Source organism: Gilvimarinus sp. DA14 (assembly GCF_024204685.1).
Classification (GTDB): domain Bacteria; phylum Pseudomonadota; class Gammaproteobacteria; order Pseudomonadales; family Cellvibrionaceae; genus Gilvimarinus.
The window spans coordinates 3,676,762-3,695,051 of the sequence record NZ_CP100350.1 but is presented as its reverse complement, the minus strand read 5'-3'; the positions used below and the strand labels follow the sequence as shown (position 1 = coordinate 3,695,051).

At 55.3% G+C, this 18,290-nt stretch carries 19 protein-coding genes; 9 read left to right on the top strand and 10 right to left on the bottom strand.

What is annotated here, in order from left to right; all coding sequences use genetic code 11:
• Positions 1 to 56: 56 nt before the first annotated feature.
• From proB to rplU, 4 genes are all read right to left on the bottom strand, one after another.
• On the bottom strand, positions 57 to 1,181 hold the full coding sequence (gene proB, locus NHM04_RS16165; RefSeq protein WP_254264787.1) for a glutamate 5-kinase: 1,125 nt from the start codon (positions 1,179 to 1,181) through the stop codon (positions 57 to 59).
• 25 nt (positions 1,182 to 1,206) lie between these two features.
• Entirely contained in the window at positions 1,207 to 2,397 is a 1,191-nt protein-coding gene (gene cgtA, locus NHM04_RS16160; protein WP_254264786.1) for an Obg family GTPase CgtA, read from the bottom strand.
• Positions 2,398 to 2,520: 123 nt separating this feature from the next.
• Complete coding sequence (gene rpmA, locus NHM04_RS16155) at positions 2,521 to 2,778, bottom strand: 50S ribosomal protein L27 (protein WP_254264785.1); 258 nt, start codon at positions 2,776 to 2,778, stop codon at positions 2,521 to 2,523.
• Positions 2,779 to 2,792: 14 nt separating this feature from the next.
• A complete protein-coding gene (gene rplU / locus NHM04_RS16150) occupies positions 2,793 to 3,104 on the bottom strand; it encodes a 50S ribosomal protein L21 (RefSeq protein ID WP_253966224.1) in 312 nt (103 codons plus the stop codon).
• 234 nt (positions 3,105 to 3,338) lie between these two features.
• On the opposite strand from rplU, the gene leuS reads away from it, so the two are divergent.
• From leuS to NHM04_RS16120, 6 genes are all read left to right on the top strand, one after another.
• Positions 3,339 to 5,801: a leucine--tRNA ligase gene (leuS, locus tag NHM04_RS16145; RefSeq protein WP_254264784.1), complete on the top strand. Its 2,463-nt coding sequence runs from the start codon at positions 3,339 to 3,341 to the stop codon at positions 5,799 to 5,801.
• Entirely contained in the window at positions 5,801 to 6,295 is a 495-nt protein-coding gene (gene lptE / locus NHM04_RS16140; protein ID WP_254264783.1) for an LPS assembly lipoprotein LptE, read from the top strand. The genes leuS and lptE overlap by 1 nt, the downstream gene beginning before the upstream one ends.
• 3 nt (positions 6,296 to 6,298) lie before the next feature.
• Positions 6,299 to 7,348 carry a DNA polymerase III subunit delta gene (gene holA / locus NHM04_RS16135; RefSeq protein WP_254264782.1) on the top strand — a complete coding sequence of 350 codons (1,050 nt, stop codon included), beginning with the start codon at positions 6,299 to 6,301 and terminating at the stop codon, positions 7,346 to 7,348.
• A gap of 62 nt (positions 7,349 to 7,410) precedes the next feature.
• Positions 7,411 to 8,148, top strand: a complete 738-nt coding sequence (locus tag NHM04_RS16130; protein WP_254264781.1) for a GDSL-type esterase/lipase family protein — start codon at positions 7,411 to 7,413, stop codon at positions 8,146 to 8,148.
• Between the two features lie 3 nt (positions 8,149 to 8,151).
• On the top strand, positions 8,152 to 9,234 hold the full coding sequence (locus tag NHM04_RS16125; protein ID WP_254264780.1) for an SGNH/GDSL hydrolase family protein: 1,083 nt from the start codon (positions 8,152 to 8,154) through the stop codon (positions 9,232 to 9,234).
• 164 nt (positions 9,235 to 9,398) lie between these two features.
• Positions 9,399 to 10,265, top strand: a complete 867-nt coding sequence (locus tag NHM04_RS16120; protein WP_254264779.1) for a DUF3014 domain-containing protein — start codon at positions 9,399 to 9,401, stop codon at positions 10,263 to 10,265.
• A gap of 213 nt (positions 10,266 to 10,478) precedes the next feature.
• Here the strand turns inward: NHM04_RS16120 and NHM04_RS17415 are convergent, their stop codons facing one another.
• From NHM04_RS17415 to NHM04_RS16110, 3 genes are all read right to left on the bottom strand, one after another.
• Positions 10,479 to 10,874, bottom strand: a complete 396-nt coding sequence (locus NHM04_RS17415) for a GNAT family N-acetyltransferase (protein WP_371872557.1) — start codon at positions 10,872 to 10,874, stop codon at positions 10,479 to 10,481.
• A 98-nt stretch (positions 10,875 to 10,972) separates the two neighbouring features.
• Entirely contained in the window at positions 10,973 to 13,549 is a 2,577-nt protein-coding gene (locus NHM04_RS16115; protein WP_254264778.1) for an RND family transporter, read from the bottom strand.
• Between the two features lie 66 nt (positions 13,550 to 13,615).
• A complete protein-coding gene (locus NHM04_RS16110) occupies positions 13,616 to 13,921 on the bottom strand; it encodes a SelT/SelW/SelH family protein (protein WP_254264777.1) in 306 nt (101 codons plus the stop codon).
• Positions 13,922 to 14,029: 108 nt separating this feature from the next.
• On the opposite strand from NHM04_RS16110, the gene NHM04_RS16105 reads away from it, so the two are divergent.
• Together NHM04_RS16105 and ppa are read left to right on the top strand one after the other, a co-directional pair.
• On the top strand, positions 14,030 to 14,854 hold the full coding sequence (locus tag NHM04_RS16105; RefSeq protein WP_254264776.1) for an FHA domain-containing protein: 825 nt from the start codon (positions 14,030 to 14,032) through the stop codon (positions 14,852 to 14,854).
• A 155-nt stretch (positions 14,855 to 15,009) separates the two neighbouring features.
• Positions 15,010 to 15,540: an inorganic diphosphatase gene (gene ppa, locus NHM04_RS16100; RefSeq protein WP_254264775.1), complete on the top strand. Its 531-nt coding sequence runs from the start codon at positions 15,010 to 15,012 to the stop codon at positions 15,538 to 15,540.
• Between the two features lie 92 nt (positions 15,541 to 15,632).
• Here the strand turns inward: ppa and NHM04_RS16095 are convergent, their stop codons facing one another.
• The gene (locus NHM04_RS16095; RefSeq protein ID WP_254264774.1) at positions 15,633 to 16,346 is read right to left on the bottom strand and encodes a hypothetical protein; all 714 of its coding nucleotides are present in this window, start codon (positions 16,344 to 16,346) and stop codon (positions 15,633 to 15,635) included.
• A gap of 205 nt (positions 16,347 to 16,551) precedes the next feature.
• On the opposite strand from NHM04_RS16095, the gene NHM04_RS16090 reads away from it, so the two are divergent.
• Positions 16,552 to 16,776: a hypothetical protein gene (locus NHM04_RS16090; protein WP_254264773.1), complete on the top strand. Its 225-nt coding sequence runs from the start codon at positions 16,552 to 16,554 to the stop codon at positions 16,774 to 16,776.
• On the opposite strand, the gene cysE is transcribed toward NHM04_RS16090, so the two are convergent.
• Together cysE and NHM04_RS16080 are read right to left on the bottom strand one after the other, a co-directional pair.
• The gene (gene cysE, locus NHM04_RS16085) at positions 16,762 to 17,556 is read right to left on the bottom strand and encodes a serine O-acetyltransferase (RefSeq protein WP_254264772.1); all 795 of its coding nucleotides are present in this window, start codon (positions 17,554 to 17,556) and stop codon (positions 16,762 to 16,764) included. The two genes, NHM04_RS16090 and cysE, sit on opposite strands and share 15 nt — an antisense overlap.
• Positions 17,557 to 17,592: 36 nt before the next feature.
• Positions 17,593 to 18,276: an HAD family phosphatase gene (locus NHM04_RS16080; RefSeq protein ID WP_254264771.1), complete on the bottom strand. Its 684-nt coding sequence runs from the start codon at positions 18,274 to 18,276 to the stop codon at positions 17,593 to 17,595.
• Positions 18,277 to 18,290: the final 14 nt, after the last annotated feature.

The following is an 18,290-nucleotide window of genomic DNA, read 5'->3' as shown; positions in this document are numbered from 1 at the left end:
CTAATGATAATTATTATCGAATAAGAAAACTCAATCTATTTGTCTGTGCTGATTGCTCACGCGGTTACCACGAGGTTATCCCGGTGAATCAGTTCTTCGTCGCCCTGATAACCCAACAGCTTATGAATATGCGCACTGGGTTGGCCAATGATCTTAGCGGCCTCCGAGGCATGGTAATTCACCAGACCCCGAGCCACCTCGCGTCCATTGCTGTCCATACAAACAACTAGTTCGCCGCGGGTAAAGTCTCCCTTTACCGCTTTCACGCCGACCGGGAGCAGGCTTTTGCCCTTCTCCAGCAACACCTTGACCGCACCGTCATCGAGCACAAGGGTGCCGCGGGTTTGCAAATGGCCCGCTATCCAACGTTTGCGCGCGGCCTGGGGCTGCTGATCCGCCCAGAGATAAGTGCCCAGGTTATCGCCGTTGGCAAGACGGGTTAAAACACTGTCTTGACGTCCCCCTACTATCACAGTGTCCGCCCCCGAACGCGCCGCAACCCGCGCCGCGCGCACCTTGGTGATCATACCGCCGCGTCCCAGGCTGCCGCCGTCACCGGCCATGGCATCCAGGGTTTTGTCGGCGGCGGCCACTTCACTGATCAGCTTGGCCTCGGGGTTGGAGCGCGGGTCGGCGTTGTACATACCATTTTGGTCGGTAAGAATGACCAACAAGTCTGCATCCACCAAATTGGCCACCAGCGCACCCAAAGTGTCGTTATCGCCAAAGCGGATTTCATCGGTCACTACCGTGTCGTTCTCATTCACCACCGGCACTACCCCCAATTCGAGCAGTGTGGTGAGGGTCGAGCGGGCGTTTAAATAGCGTTCGCGGGAAGATAAATCATCGTGGTCCAGCAGCACTTGGGCGGTGTGCAACTCAAAACGGGCAAACTCGGCTTCATAGGTTTGAATTAAACCCATCTGCCCTACCGCAGCGGCGGCCTGTAGGCGATGAATTTCGGTGGGCCGCTCGCGCCAGCCCAGGCGAGTCATACCGGCGGCTACTGCACCGGAGGATACCAGTACCAGCTCAATCCCGCGCTGGCGCAACTCGGCCATCTGCGCTACCCAGTGGGAAATTCCAGCGTAATCCAGCCCCTTGCCATCATTGGTTAACAGGGCACTGCCAATTTTTACCACCCAACGGCGCGCGCGGGTTATATCCTGACGTCTTGTCATTGAATTCAAAATCTCGGGCTAAACGCTAGGGCGCGTAGATAATTTCCACGTCATCGTCGTCTTCATCGTCATCCTGCTGCTTTTGCGCTTTGCGCGCAGCGCGGTGCTGCTCGCGCAAGGTTTCAATGCGCTCGCGCACTTCGGCCTGCATAGCATCCTGGAAATCGTATTCCGCCTGACGCGCGTCATCGTCTTCACGCTCGGTTTGCCACAGCGCTTCCAGATGACTCATCAGTGCCGAGGCCAATGTATCCGTACCCAGGCCACTGGCAGCGGCAATATGGTAAGCCGGGCCCTGCCAGCCCAGTTCATCAACAATTTTCTGACAGATCTGCTCGCGCTCCTCAAGGGGCAGCAAATCCACTTTATTCAGCACCAACCAGCGCTCGCGCTGGGCCAAATGCGGGCTAAAAGTTTCAAGCTCGCGGGCAATGGTACGAACATTATCTGCCGGGTTACTGCCATCTGGCGGTGCGACATCTACCACATGCAATAACACCCGGCAGCGAGTCAAATGTTTCAAAAAGCGAATCCCAAGGCCGGCACCTTCGGCCGCACCCTCAATCACACCGGGAATATCCGCCACCACGAAGCTGCGGTGATCCTGCACTTTTACCACCCCCAGGTTAGGCACCAGAGTGGTAAAGGGGTAATCGGCCACCTTTGGCTTGGCCGAGCTCACCGAGCGGATAAACGTACTTTTACCGGCGTTCGGCAGGCCCAGCAGCCCCACATCCGCCAGCACTTTCATTTCCAACTTAATCTGCCGCACTTCACCTTCACTCCCGGGAGTGGTCTGGCGCGGGGCGCGATTGGTACTGGATTTAAAACGGGTATTGCCCAGGCCGTGGAAGCCACCCTGAGCGACTTTTAATATTTGCCCCGCCTCGGTCATATCGCCCAGTGTTTCTCCGGTATCGACATCGATTACCGTGGTGCCTACAGGCACGGGCAGGGTTAAGTCTTCGCCGCTTTTACCGCGACAGTCTTTACCCCGGCCAGACTCACCACTCTCGGCGCGAAAGCGGCGGGTGTAGCGATAGTCCACCAGGGTGTTGAGGTTTTCGTCGGCACGCAGAAACACACTGCCGCCATCGCCGCCGTCGCCGCCATCGGGGCCACCTTTGGCAATAAATTTCTCCCGCCGAAAACTCAGGCAGCCATTACCGCCGCGGCCGGCTTCTACAAATATTGGTGCCTCATCAACAAATTTCACGGTCTGACCCCGATAAAGAAAAAATGTAAGTGTAACAACAAAAAAAGCCCCATCGCTGATCGACGGGGCTCTTTTGCATTCGGCCTGGGCCGAGTGGCTGCCTGGCAGCCAAACCTTCGGGAGTTACGCGGTTTCGATCGATACGAAACGACGGCTGTGCTCGCCTTTGGTTTCAAATTTTACAGTGCCGTCTGCCTTGGCAAACAAGGTGTGGTCTTTACCAATACCTACGTTTACACCGGCGTGGAACTTGGTGCCACGCTGACGAACAATGATAGAGCCAGCTGAAACAGCTTCACCGCCAAAGCGCTTAACACCAAGGCGTTTACTTTCCGAATCGCGGCCGTTACGTGTACTACCGCCTGCTTTTTTGTGAGCCATGAGTAAACTCCTGCTTAACCTTTGATACCGGTGATTTTAACTTCAGTGTACCACTGACGGTGGCCCTGACGCTTCATAGAGTGCTTACGACGACGGAACTTGATGATTTTCACCTTATCCGCGCGACCGTGGTTTACCACCTCGGCAGTCACTTTAGCACCGTCTACTACTGGCGCACCGATTTTAACGTCGTCGCCGTTGGCTACCAGGTACACTTTATCGAATTCGATTTTCTCGCCGGTGGCCACTTCGATTTTTTCGAGCTTCAGGGTTTCACCTTCCACTACACGATGTTGCTTGCCACCGCTTTCAAAAATTGCGTACATATTTGCTCCAAATAGTCTTGGACGGCACGAAGTAACACAGCCTTGCCGTGGGTTTCGAGGACTTGCGCCGTTTACAGGGGCCGCGATTTTAGGGGAAACCCCCGACCAAATCAACTCCTTTTGCGCATTATTTCGGCAATTGTGCGGCTTGCGCCCCTTGGTCTGGCGCGGGCTACCCCCTATAATGCCGCATCTTTATTTTCATCCAACAACCGCAGGGAATCTCAGCCCACAATGCAAGAGCAATATCACCCCGCCGAGGTGGAAACCCAGGCCCAACAGTACTGGGAAGAAAACCAGAGTTTCGCCGTGACCGAAGACACCAGCCGGGAGAAGTTTTACTGCCTGGCCATGTTCCCCTACCCCAGCGGCAAGCTGCACATGGGACATGTGCGTAACTACACCATCTCTGATGTTATCGCCCGCTTTCAGCGTATGCAGGGTAAAAACGTATTGCACCCCATGGGTTGGGATGCCTTCGGCCTGCCGGCGGAAAACGCCGCAATCAAGAACAGCACAGCTCCAGCCAAGTGGACCTACTCCAACGTCGAGTATATGAAAGGCCAGCTTAAGCAACTCGGCTTTGGCTTTGACTGGAGCCGCGAACTGGCCACCTGCCAGAGCGATTACTACCGCTGGGAGCAGTGGTTTTTTACCCGCCTTTATGAAAAGGGCCTGGTGTATAAAAAAATGGCCACCGTTAACTGGGACCCAGAGGACCAAACCGTACTGGCCAACGAGCAAGTCATTGATGGGCGCGGCTGGCGCTCCGGCGCGGTGGTCGAGCGCAAAGAGATCCCCCAGTGGTTTATCCGCATTACGGCCTACGCCGACGAACTGCTGCAGGACTTAAATAAGTTGCCGCACTGGCCTGAGCAGGTCAAAACCATGCAGCGCAACTGGATTGGCAAGAGCCGCGGCATCGAGATGCGCTTTGACCTGTCGGCCAAGTTCGCCGAGCACACGGGCTTTGAGGTCTACACCACCCGCCCGGACACCTTAATGGGTGTCAGCTACGTGAGCCTCGCGGCGGAGCACCCGATCGCGCAGTCGCTGGCCGCAGAGAACAAAGAGATCGCCAAGTTCGTGGCCGAGTGCAAAGAGCAATCCGTGGCCGAGGCCGATATGGCCAACATGGAAAAGAAAGGCATGGACACCGGCCTGAAAGCGCTGCACCCCATAACCAATGAAGAAGTGCCGGTGTGGATCGCCAACTATGTGCTGATGGATTACGGCTCAGGTGCGGTAATGGCCGTACCTGCACACGATCAGCGCGATTTTGAGTTTGCGCAGAAATACGATCTGCCAGTGCAACAGGTTATCGCCCCCAAAGACGGCGGCGAGATCGATCTGAATAAAGAAGCCTTTGTAGAGAAAGGCGTTCTGGTGAACTCGGGAGAATACGACGGCCTGGACTTTAAAGCCGCCTTTGACGCTATCGCACAAACGTTAAAAACCGCGAAAAAAGGCAAGGTGCAAACCAACTATCGCCTGCGCGACTGGGGTGTATCCCGACAGCGCTACTGGGGCGCTCCCATCCCCATGTTCAACTTGCCTGGCGGCGGCGAGATTCCAGTACCGGCAGACAAGCTGCCCGTGCTGCTGCCAGAAGACGTGGTGATGGACGGCGTGCAATCGCCCATTAAGGCCGACCCAGAATGGCGCAAAGCCGAATTCGACGGCAAGCAGGTCGAGCGCGAAACCGACACTTTCGACACCTTTATGGAGTCGTCTTGGTATTACGCCCGCTACACCTGTCCTAATTTTGCCGATGGCATGCTGGACTCCGACGCCGCCAATTACTGGCTGCCAGTGGATCAATATGTGGGCGGTATTGAGCACGCTATTTTGCACCTGTTGTACGCGCGCTTTTTCCACAAGCTGATGCGCGACGAAGGTTTGGTGGAGTCGGACGAGCCTTTCGACCGCTTGCTGTGTCAGGGCATGGTGCTTAAAGACGGCGCCAAGATGAGTAAATCCAAGGGCAACACAGTCGACCCGGCCGAGCTGATCGAAGAGTACGGCGCCGACACTGTGCGCCTGTTCTCAATGTTCGCCGCCCCGCCCGAGCAGAGCATGGAGTGGAGCGACTCGGGTGTGGAAGGCGCCAACCGCTTTTTGCGCCGTTTGTGGAAGACCATTCACGCCCATCTGGCCGCCGGCACGCCTGGCGAGCTGAACCTGGATGATCTGAGCGAGCAGCAGCGCGATTTGCGCCGCAAGACTCACGAAACCATTGCCAAGGTCAGCGACGACTACGGCCGCCGGCAAACCTTCAATACCGCCATCGCCGCCGTGATGGAGCTGATGAATGACGTGGGCAAACTGGCCGATCGTAGTAATGAGCTGGGTCTTGCCGTGGAGCGCGAAGCACTGGAGGCCAGCGTGCTAATGCTGGCGCCTATCGTGCCGCATATTTCACAAGCATTGTGGCAACAACTGGGGCACAGTGAAATTCCGCTGGACACCCCCTGGCCCACTTTGGACGAAGCGGCTCTGAAGCGCTCGGCGATTGAAATTGTGGTGCAGGTTAACGGCAAGGTGCGCGATAAAATGCAAGTGCCGGTAGACGCCGAGCGCTCCGACATCGAAGCCATGGCCATGGACCAGCAAAATGTGCAGCGCTTTCTTGAGGGCGTAACCGTGCGCAAGGTGATCGTGGTACCCAACAAGCTCGTTAACATAGTGGCCAACTGATGAAGCCCTTGCCCTTGTGCCTGGCAGCACTGATGCTGGCCCTGCTCGCAGGTTGCGGCTGGCATTTGCGCGGCTCTTTAATGCCGCCACTGGACATCGACAACATCCGCATTGTGTCGGCTGAGCAGCACACGCAATTGCTGCGCGAGCTGGAAGAGGCCCTGCTCGATCAGGACATCCAGGTCGTCGAGCAAGACGCCGACTACACCCTGGCGCTGGCTGAAGAGGAGCTGCGCCGGCGCACGGTGGGTGTGGGCGCTGACAGTTTGGCTGCGGCTTTCGAGTTGCGTCTGAGCATCAACTACCAATTGTTAGACGCCAATGGCGCGCTGATCAGCCAACAAGAACAGGCGAGCATTAGCCGTTCTTACGATGCCACGGATACCACCGGTTTAGAGCGCGAGCAGGATTTACTGCTCGGTGAAATGCGGCGCGACCTGGCGCGGCAGATTCTGCGCCGCACTTATTTTATTCTCCAGGAAAATACCCCTTAAGCCGTGGCCAGAATTCGACCCGACCAGCTACCCCGTGCGCTCCAGGATCGCCTGGCGCCGGTTTATCTGGTCAGTGGCGATGAACCCCTGTTGGTGCAAGAGGCCTGCGACGCGATTCGCCAAGCCGCGCGTCAGCAGGGCTTTAGCGAGCGCGAACTGCACCATGTAGACCCGGGATTTGACTGGGGCCAGCTGCACGACGCAGCCGCCAGTATGTCGCTGTTTGCCAGCAAAAAACTGATAGAAGTGCGTCTTCCCAACGGCAAGCCGGGTGACAAGGGCAGCCGCGCCCTGAGCGAATATGCCGCGACCCCTAGCGAGGACAACTTACTGCTTATCGTATCCGGCAAGCTGGACAGCGCCGCCACCCGCAGCAAGTGGTACAAAGCGCTGGACAGTGTAGGCGCGCATATTCCCATCTGGCCCATAGATCCACCGCAACTGCCGCGGTGGATCGGGCAAAGGCTGCAGCAGGCCGGCCTGAATGCGGACCGAGGCGCGATTGAGCTTCTGGTGTCGCGCATTGAAGGCAACCTGCTCGCCGCCACCCAGGAAATCGAAAAGCTAAAATTACTTGCCCCGGACGGTCAGATCAGCACCGAACTGATGGCCTCAGTGGTTGCCGACAGCGCCCGCTACGATGTGTTCGGCCTTGCCGACCGGGCTTTGGCCGGTGACGCACGGGCGGCCGTAAAAAGCCTACAAGGTTTGAAAACCGAGGGCACCGAAGCCCCTGCCGTGCTCTGGGCACTCACCCGGGATATCCGCCAACTGCTGCAGGTGGCCAGCCAAACCGAGCAGGGTAAGCACCCGGATTGGGCAATGAAGCAGGCCGGCGTATGGGCCAAACGCCAGAACTTATTTGGCGCGGCTCTGCGTCGTCTCAAACGTCCGCAGCTGGAACTTCTGCTGCGCCAGGCAGGCGGCGTTGATCGCGCCATAAAAGGTATGCGCAATGCCGATCCTTGGGATGATTTGCTGGACTTAGTACTAGCGCTGGCGGGCACATCAAGCCTGCAACCTGCTAACATCCGCCTGGGCCTGAAGCTTTAACCTGACTTCAGCGCCGCCCCGAAAAGCAATAATTTAACAAGCACCAACCAAAGAGAACCCATATGAAACTGAGCCAAACCCTAACCGCCCTAAGCCTTGCCACTGTAACCGGTTTCTTTTCGTTAACTGCGTGCGCTGCCCCGCTATCGGTGCAACCCGTACCGCGCACCAAACAATTCGACTGGATGAGCGTATCAGGCTGGTACCAACGCCACGCCGCCGATGTCGCCCTGGCTGAACAAGGCGAAGCGCGCATTGTGTTTCTCGGTGATTCCATCACCGAGGGCTGGGATCACCAAATCTGGCAAGAGCATTTCGCCCCACTGCAAGCGGTCAACTTCGCCATCGGCGGTGATTTAACGCAAAACATGCTATGGCGCTTTGCCCATGGCAATGTGGAGCAACTAGACCCCGAGCTGGTGGTGATGATGGCCGGGGTAAACAACTACCTGCACAACAAAGCCACCCCCGAAGACACTTTTACTGGTGTAAAAAAGCTGTTAGATGAAGCTCTGTCAGCCTACCCCAATGCCAAAGTGATACTGCAGGCAATACTGCCTTTCGGCGAACAACCTGGCACTGCCGAGCGCCAATGGGTAAAGGACACAAACACGTTATTGCAAACCCTGGCCGAGAATAATCGAGTCAGTTTTTATGACTTTGGCGAGGTGTTTTTACAGCCAGACGGGCGCATCAGCAAAGAGGTAATGGGTGATTACCTGCACCCCAACGCCAACGGCTACAGCTTGTGGATTACATCTCTCCTGCCAGTGGTCCAAAGCACTCTGGGAGAGGAGTAACCCATGTCACTGAAATTGGTAGCAACGGTTCTGTGTGTGGCACTGTTCGCTGGCTGCGCCAGCGCGCCCCGCAGCACCAGCATAGCGGCAACGGATGAGCACATCCGCTGGAGTGGACGCCACGTAGCAGAGAACGCTCAGGTAACTTTCGGCTATCCTAGCGTCAGTGCCAACCTGCGTATTTCCGGCGGCACGCTCACCATGCGGGCGCACAGCAATTCCGGAAAAAGCTGGATGGCCGTGAGTATTAACGACCAGCCACCAGTGCGTCTGCAGATTACCAGCGAGCCGACCTCCTACACCCTCACAAAAAATGCCCGCGCAGAGCAGGATATTCGCGTCAGCCACGTGGGCGAAACCTGGCGAGGTATGGTCTCGGTGGAGGGTTTCCAATTGCGCGGCGGCGAGTTTCTCGCACCGCCCACTGCCCCGGCTCGCAAGCTGCTGGTGATTGGCGATTCGGTCACCTGTGGCGAAGGCGTTTACACTCCGCGCGAGCTCGACTGCGACAATAACCCGCGTCAACCGGACTCCGACCACAGCTACGGCATGCTACTGGGTGAAGCACTAAACGCCGAGACACAGCTGGTGTGTTACGGTGGCCGCGGCGTGATCCGCAGCTGGAACGGCAATACCGAGGAGTTGCAGGCACCCCAATTTTTTGACCTGAGTATTCCCGAGCCCGGCCAACCCAAAGCCGATTTACAAGCGTTTGTACCGGACTTAATTGTCGTGTCCCTGGGCACCAACGATTTCAGCCTGGGAATTGGCCCACTGCCAGAAAAAGCAGAGTTTGTCGACGCTTATACCGCATTTGCCCAGCGCCTGCTCGCACTCTACCCCAAGGCGCAAATAGCCCTCACCGAAGGCTCTATCGTCAACGACAATGACGACCCTGAGAGGCCGCAGAAAACCGTGCTGCGCGACTATATCAGCGCCACTGTTAAGCGCGTTGATAACCCGCGCCTAACAGCCATTGACTCACCCTACTACCCAGGCGACCACTGTGATGCGCATCCCACTGGGGAACAACACAAAAAAATGGCCGAGGCATTACTGCAGCAGCTTAAGGCTGGCTATCCCTAGCCCTGCGTGGTTGAACCATAACGATAAATAACATTCCAACGCTTGTAATACCTGACAGTGTTAAGCAAAGTCTGGTATTACAAGCAAAAAAACACTAACGTTAGTAATGTGGAAGAAATGCCCATTACGATTTCAAGGAATGTCCAGCCAAATCAGGTGCCGTTATGAGTAGCAGCAAGTCGCCCAGCAACACCTTGGTGATTGTCGTAGTACTGATTCTAATTCTGCTTTTAGGTGGGTTTATTTATTGGAATAGCACCCGCGAAGCCGAGCCAGAAACCCCCGTGACGCCCACACCCATGCCACAACCGGTGACGCCAGCACCGCAGCCGGTTGCACCACCGGCACCTGAGCCTGAGCCTGAGCCCGAACCTGAACCGGAGCCTGAACCCGCGCCAACACCTGAGCCGCCCCCGGAGCCTGAGCCCGAGCCTGCAGTCGAGCTGCCGCCACTCAACGAGAGCGACGACTTTGTTTCCGCTGAACTGGGCGAGGCTGCGCCGCCCGAGCTAGTGAAACTGGTGGTACCCGAGGAGACCGTGCGCAAAACCGTGCGTGCCGTGATTGGCGTGTCCGAGGGCCGCTTGGTCAATCAATACCGTCCGGTAATGTCTCCACTGCCCACCATGGGTGTAACCCAAACCGCCGCCGGCGCTGACCCGGAGTATCAACTGACCGAGCAGAACTTCGCGCGCTACGAGCAACATATTGCCCTAATGGAATCTATCCCCCCAGAAAACTTGGCCAATATGTACACCAGCATGGCGCCGATGTTCAATGAAGCCTATGCCGAGCAGGGCTTAGAGGGCGATTTTCGCGATGTAGTGCTAGAGGCGGTGAACACCCTGCTAGCGACTCCCGATATCGACGAGCCACTGACACTGAAGCGCCCCACTGTCATGTACAAATACGCCGACCCAGAAATTGAGGCGCTGCCCGAGCCGCAGAAGTTAATGCTGCGGATTGGACCGGAGAACCGTGAACGGGTTAAGGCTTATTTGCGGGAGTTTAAGCAGGCTTTGGAGGAGTGAACGTTGAACGCTGAACGCTGAACGCTGAACGCTGAACGCTGAACGCTGAACGCTGAACGCTGAACGCTGAACGCTGAACGCTGAACGCTGAACGCTGAACGCTGAACGCTGAACGCTGAACACAATTTTAAGGGCCGGATTTTGATTTGGCCCTTTTTATTTTTGTGAACACAATATTTTTCATCGCTTGCATGCAGAAGATCTACCGCAATGCTATTTCACAGCAGCCTTTAAACTTTTAGCGTGTGAAATTTTATATGAGCTTGTCGGACAATAACCACAAAGCTCATAAAACTTAGCTGCAGCCCTAGAATCGGTGAATAAAACCGCCCTTTGAAAATGGCCAGACGCATACCCCTCGATGGTTTCGAGTAGCAGTGCACCAACCCCAACTCGCCGATATTTTTTGGCGATATACATTCGTCTTATTCGGGCATTGGACATCGAACTATAAGGGCATTGATTCACTCCACCGACGCCAATCAAACCAGAGCCATGGAAAACGCCAAACAGGGCTTCGCCAGACGAAGAGAAACAATTGGCTCCGGACCTAAAGTCAGCAACCAGTCGTTCGAGAAATCGATATCCTTCCTCATGACTTTCGTGCATCAGTGAATAGAGCTCTTCAGAGAGCGTTAGGATCCGCCGCACATCCAACCGTTTAAACTCCTTTAAACTGACAAAAAATCACATTGCCCCAGTGCCTGTTAACTGCCCTCCTTCCCAAACGGCTTTGAAATCAGAACCAACTTGGGCAACAAAGTTAACGAGCCCAAAATCGCCGCAAACATCGCCAAGGCCGTCAGTGCACCAAAGTAAATTGACGGTATAAACTGCGAGAGAGTCAAAATCAAAAACCCAACAATAATAATAACGGCCGTGTAGTACATGGCGCGGCCGATTGAGGCGTGGGAGCTGTGCATGGCCTCGACATAGTTGCCGCAGCGAGAAAACTCATCGCGAAAGCGATACAGGTAATGAATCGCATGATCCACCCCCACGCCTACGGTGATAGCGGCGATGGTGATGGTCATCATATCCAGTGGAATACCCGCGAGGCCCATGCCACCAAGTACCACCCCGGCGGCCAACAAGTTGGGCAGCAATGAGATAATGGCGATGGTCAGCGAGCGGAACAAAATCAGGAACATCAGCATAATGCCAAGAAACACCGCGCCCAAAGTGACAATTTGCGACTTGAACAGGCTTTGCAGCATATTGTTATAAAGCACCAACATACCAGTAAAGTTAACCTGCTCTGGCGCCAGATCAACCTCTTCTTGCGCATAGGCGCGAATCTGTTCTACCAACTCGGCGCGCTTTAAGTTTGGGCTTGTCTCAATCACCCGCAAAGTAATTCGCGTTTGGCTATTGGCGTCATCCAAATAGGGGTTGAGCAAAAAGCCACGAATATCGTCGGATAACATATTGCGCATCACGCCCAGCTCAAAGTTATTCAATTTTCCGCCGTTAATATCTTCGGCCACCTGATACATGGTGCACAGTGACTGTACTTTGCCTACCTCAGGCAGAGACTCCAAATACTGATGCAGCTCGCATACGGTTTGTAAACCCACTGGATTAAACCAGGCGCTTTCAGTCGCCGCCGCAGAACTTTCGGAATCAGAGAAGGGGTCGCCACCAAACGGATCGTCAAACTCATCGCCGCTATCGCTAGCGGGGGTGCTGGCAAACGGCTCATCAAAACCAAACTCATCATCCTCTACCGGGGCGGCTTCAGTATTCACAGGCTCTTCTGTCTGTGCAGGCGTTTGTGTCGGCGCATCCAAGACGATATCCAAGCTGATGGTGCCGCCCAGTTGCTGGTCGATAACCGACATGCCCTGATAGATTTCCGTATCTTTGTGGAAATAATCGATAAACTTATTCTCGACTTTTAGCTGGCTCATACCGTAAACGGCAACCAACGCGATTACAGCCGCAAACCCCACGACCAGATTGCCATGGCGTTCTGCGACCCGTGAAAACCGCAAGGTTGTAGCGGCCGATTGATCGCCCTTATCTTTGGGTTCACCTTTCGGCAATAACATCAGCGCGGCCGGCAGAATTAAAAAGGCCAATACCAGGGCGTAGCTAAGACCAATGGTCATCATCCAGCCGAAGTCGATCACCGGTCGAATATCACTGACCACCAAAGAGACAAAAGCCACAATGGTAGTGAGCGCGGTGTACAAACAGGGTTTGGCCATCTGCCCGGCCGTTGCCAGCACCAGCTCGCGCTGCGACCACTGCGGATGACGGGCGTGCAACTCGCGATAGCGCACCACCAGATGAATAGTGATGGCGAGCGTCATAATTAACAGTAGCGCGACAAAATTAGAGGAAATAACGGTAAGGCGCCAATCGATCCAGCTTAACAGCCCCAGCACCGATACCACCGCCATCACGCACACGGTTAAAGGCAGAATCACAAAGCGCCACTGGCGGAAAATAAACGCCAGCATCAGGATAATAAACACGATAATCGCACTGCCAAATACCACCAGGTCGCTGCGAATAAACTCGATCATATCGGCGGTAATCATGCTTACTCCGCCTAAAAACACTTCGGCATTATCATCGTAGCGGCTGAGAATCTCACGAATGGTTTCGACGCGCTGATGATCTTTAGCCATCAGCTCGGTGCGATAGGCGAGAAAATCGGCACTTATTTGTTCCAGCTTCTGTGCTTCCTCATCACTTAAGCCTTCACTGTTGCGCTTAGCACGCAGCGCGTCACGCTCGCGCACCATTTCAATGTAGCGATTATTAACCTCAAGGTTTAGCTGCAAGGCGGTGGTTTTCTCATCGGGCGAGAGCAAGGTGTCACGATAAATGGGGCTTTGCAGAAACTCCTGCTTGGCCATTTGCTTGTCCACCCCGGGCGTTAGCAAAGTTCGGGTGGACTCCTGTTGCTCGGCCAGTGTGCGTATCGGACTGTAGAGTAAAGGTACGGTCAGTATAGAGTTAATGCTCTTTACTCCCTGTACTTCAGCCAACTCATTTTGCAGCTCTTGCAGTGTTTGCAGAGATTGCTCCGAGAGCATCGGGGCGTGGGGCGTGTAAGTCACGACCAAAAAATCGCCACTCTGGTAACGTTTATTAATTTGGCGAAAGTAGTCCAGCGAGGTATCGCTTTCCAAGGTGAGTGAATCGGCCGAGGCATCCAACTTAAAGTTGGGCAAGCCGAAAGCGGCCAGCACCGTAAGCGCTAACAGTGCCAGCAAAACCCAGCGGGGAAATCGGGTGATCAGCGTTTGGTAAAGCGAAGTCAGTACCTTCATGGTGGTCTTGCGGCTCCTTGAGTCCCGGCCTTAAATCAGGCGCTATTATGGGGGAATTGCGGGCTTTTATCGATCCGAATGCCCGAGATCGCGCTCGGGGCTTACCAGGTCGCGGATTCGCTGTTTCAGCTCCTTGGCCTCGGGAAAACCGCCATCGCGCTGGCGCTCCCACACCAGGGTGTCGTTCAGCCAGATGGCGAACACCCCGCCGTCACCCGGTTGCAAGCTGACCCGCTGCAACTCATCGGGAAAGGTGCTCAAAAGCTCCTGGCCCAGCCAGGCGGCGCGCAGCATCCAGCGGCACAGGTTACAGTAGTGGATAATCACTTGGTTGTGCGCCGTGGGCGGCGCGCTAAAATCGTCAAAAGGCATAGTAGGTCTCACTCTGGGCGGCGCCCGGTACAGCTGTTAGCGCGTGTAATCTGACATAATGAGCAATAGTGCTAATATCGTTTCATTACTTTTAAAGCGGTTAGGATCATGCTGAAATTGCAGCGCGAGGACAAGCAGCAAAGCCCGATTGTCATCGTTGAAAAACTCTACACTCTGGGCAGTGCCGCGCAAAACGATATTGTTATCGACGCAGCGGACATTGACCCCCAGCACGCCAAGTTAGTTCACACTGACAGCCAGGTCACCCTAAAAGACAATGACAGCCAAGGCGGCTGCTTTGTCAATGGCCAGCGAGTAACACAAAAAGTGCTGCAGGCAGGCGATAAGCTGCGCCTGGGCAAAGCCGAGTTTAAGGTACTGCCGCTGTCGGCTACCGACACGCGCCTGCCAGCAGTTAACCCGGGCTGGCAACTGATTGCTGACGGCAGCTGGCTCACCGGTCAAATTTTTACCATCGAGCCAGACAAGCGCTATGTGATTGGCCGTGCCAGCGACTGCGACATCCCCATCAAAGGCTCGCACCTGTCGCGCCGCCACACCGAAGTAGCACTGTTGGGCGGATCGCTGCGTATCCGCGATTTAAACTCAACTAACGGCACCTTCGTGAATGAAAAGCCCATCAGCGACGATTTGGCTCACCACGGCGATCATCTGCGGGTGGATGTGTACAGCTTTCGCATCGTTAACCCGGAGCGGGAGATTGCCGCTGCCCGCTCGCGCCCTCAACTGCCGGAAAATAATAGCAAAGCGCCCCAAGCGACCAGCGGCCCCAAGCGCTGGAAGACCAAACCCACCAGCCCAGGCAACCGCACAGAGCCTACCTACCCAGCTCAAGGCTCGCGCGCCAACTGGATCTGGGGGGGCATAGTCACACTGTTACTGATTGCCCTGGCATGGGCGTTGTTGCCCTAGAGCCTAGTTAACACCACAGGCTTGCTATCGTGGCAGATGTCATTCTTATCTTTCGCGCCCAGAGCGCTTAGCGTGATCTGGGTATTTGCTGAATATCCGTGGTAAGAGTGTGTTAGAATCCGGCCGAAATTGACAACCACACCGGAAAATCTGCTATGAGCTTTGACAAGGTCCCCTCTGGCAAAAATCTGCCAGACGATATGAACGTCATTATCGAAATCCCGATGAACGGTGAGCCCATCAAATACGAAGTAGACAAAGACAGCGACTGCGTGTTTGTCGACCGTATTCTTGGCACCTCGATGCACTACCCCTGCAACTACGGCTATGTGCCGCACACCCTTTGCGGTGACGGCGACCCAGTTGACGTATTGGTACTGCTGAACCACGCCCTGATGCCCGGCTCTGTGATTCGCTGCCGCCCGATTGGCGTGTTGAAAATGACGGACGAATCCGGTGAAGATGCGAAGGTACTGGCGGTGCCAGTAGATAAGGTCACCCCCCTGTACAGCAAAGTTAAATCGGTAGACGACGTACCCGAGATCACCCTGAAAGGAATCGAGCACTTCTTCGAGCGCTACAAAGACCTCGAAGACGGCAAATGGGTTAAGGTAGACGGCTGGGAAGGCGTTGAAGCCGCCCGCGCCGAGATCAACGACTCGGTCGAACGCTACAACAAGGGTTAAGAAAAGGTTTAGGTAAACGCCTTAGCTTTAATCCGAAAACGGCGCCGCTGATGATCAGCGGCGCCGTTTTTGTTTCGGATAGCGCGACTTGATCAGTCCTGTAATCGCAAGCCACTGATATCCGGCTCCACAGGTTGCGGCCGCTCTTTCTTCTGGCCTAAATCGCTACCCACCGGCGCCAGCTCCACCGCTAGCTCGGCCACCGCAACTGGCTCAGCGCGTTTGCGCTCTTGTGGTTCAAGCAAATCCGCCCCCGGCTCCGACAGCCCCCAATCCTCTACATCCAACTCAGGTAAAGGCAAGCCCCCGCGCTCGTCTTCGCTTAGCAGCGCCTCACCAGCGGGTGCCAGGTCAAAATCCGGCGCCACGGCGGCAACGCCAGACCCCTGCCTCCGCTCGGTTTGATCAAGCAATAAGTCACCCACGGGGCGCAGACTAAAAGCGGCGACATTTACCTCTGCGACCACCTGGCGTTGGCGCTCGGTTGGCCGCAGCAGGCTGGAACCGACGGGAGCAAGCGATAAACCCCGCTGGGGCGCAGCGGCGGGTTTATCGCCTGAGGCCGTGGCGGATGAGGCAACAAGATTCACCTCGGCACCCGCCTTTTGCAACACAGCCTGGTATTTCAGGGCCGTGGCTTTATCCAGCTTGCGTTTTAAAGGTACTGGGCGCCCGGTAAAGAGCGCCTCGATTCGCTTGGCGTCGGCCTTAAACAACTGTTGCAAACGTTTTTTAACGTCTTCCAGATTGTGTCCCAACACAATATCGCCGCGAAACACTAAATCAAACAATGCATCATCTTCCATTACAGGCCCCCCAGACTCACTTTTACAAATATTAGCACGGCGTTAACTTCGAGCGTTCATCTGGCAACCGCGAAATAACTGACTCATGCCAAAAGACCAACCCCGCACCCTGTTTATGTGAAAAAACGATCTGGATAGGACAACCGAGCGGGCCCATACTCAATGGCCCAGGTAAGCAAAGCAATAAGGAAGCGAGGGTATTCATATGCGATATGCCGCCCAACAATGGCATCAAGACCCAGCCCGGCAAGAAATCAAAAACCGAGTCGAGAAAGATATTGCCGCCCTTAATCGGAAGATCGTTTTGCTGGAAAGCGAGCCCCGGCGCAACGACCAACTGCTCGCTGCCTATCGTTTAATGCTGCAGACGCGCACCGAAGTCCTGCAGTGCTTAAGCAACCGAGACAAACATCACTCAGTCATCAATTGAGTGATTCATATCTCGCGCGGGCGTACTTGACCTAGCCCGCCCCACCACCTTTGCCGGCACCCCAACGACGGTAGAGTGCGCCGGCACAGAGTCTAACACCACACTTCCGGCGCCTATTTTGGCGTAGTCACCGATAGTTATATTGCCCAGTATTTTTGCCCCGGCACTTATCAGCACCCCCCGACCCACTTTTGGGTGGCGATCCCCCTTGGTATTACCGCTGCCGCCCAGGCTTACCGCATGCAACATGGACACCTCATCCCCCACCACAGCCGTCTCTCCAATCACCACGCCTGTGGCATGGTCAATCATGATGCCACAGCCAATTTTCGCGGCTGGATGAATATCTACGCCAAAAGTTTGCGAGATACGATTTTGCAGGTACAGGGCGAGGCAACGTCTTTCTCGCTGCCAAAGCCAGTGCGCAAAGCGATAAGATTGCAGCGCCTGAAACCCCTTAAAGTAGAGCAGCGGCATCAAATACTGGTTACAGGCCGGGTCGCGCTCACAGTAAGCTTCTATATCGCGGCAAAGTGAAAGTTCGATAGATGGGTCGGCCTGCATAGCCTGAGAGAAAACTTCGCGCAGGGACATAGCCGGTAGCGCCTGCGAATCCAGCAGACTGGCTAGATGATAGCTGACCGTATCGGCCAAACTTTGATGATTTAAAATACTGGCATGATAAAAACTGGCCAACGCCGGTTCACGCTCGGCAAGCTCCTGCGCCTCCAGGCGAATGCCCTGCCAAATTAACTCCGGTTGTTGCGCTGGCTGAGACAAGTTGCCCCCTATCGGTGTCGGTGGGCGCTCATAATCTCATAATTTTTGCTGCAATTCATGCATGTGACCGATCAGGCTCGCACCCTCGACCAACAGCTGTTCGCGAGTCCGCTTATCCGTTTCTGCGGGACAATAACCGTACAGTTTCATACCCGCCAGGCGCGCAGCACGCGCGCCGCTGGGCGAGTCCTCCACCACAACACACTCCGACGGCGCAGCGCCCATGGTTTTGGCCGCCAGTAAAAACAAATCCGGCGCAGGCTTACCCTCGCTTACGTCCGTTGCGCTAAAACGGTTGGTGGGAAAAAACTCCGCCAGCCCCGACATGCCCAACGACAACTGCATTTTTTCGTGCTTACCGTTGGAAGCCACACAAAAAGGAATCTGCTTTTTCTGCAAGTGTTGCAACAATGCTTGCACCCCGGCGATGGGCTCGACGCCTTTTTCAAAAGCGCGCAGAGTTTCGACCTGCACCCGTGCCCAAAAGTCAGTGGCGAAATCTTCGCGCTCGGCTTCGGGCCAGCTGCAATAGGGCTCGTTATCGGCAATTAACGCCGCCACCTGCTGCGCACAAACAGCGATAGATTTGCCGCGAAACAGGGCAAAAACTTCGCTTACGCTGACGTTAACCCCTAGCGGGGCCAGGCAATCACACAACACCTGGGCGCCGATAGTTTCGGTATCCACCAACACACCGTCACAATCAAAAATAACCAACATAGGGGCATATCACC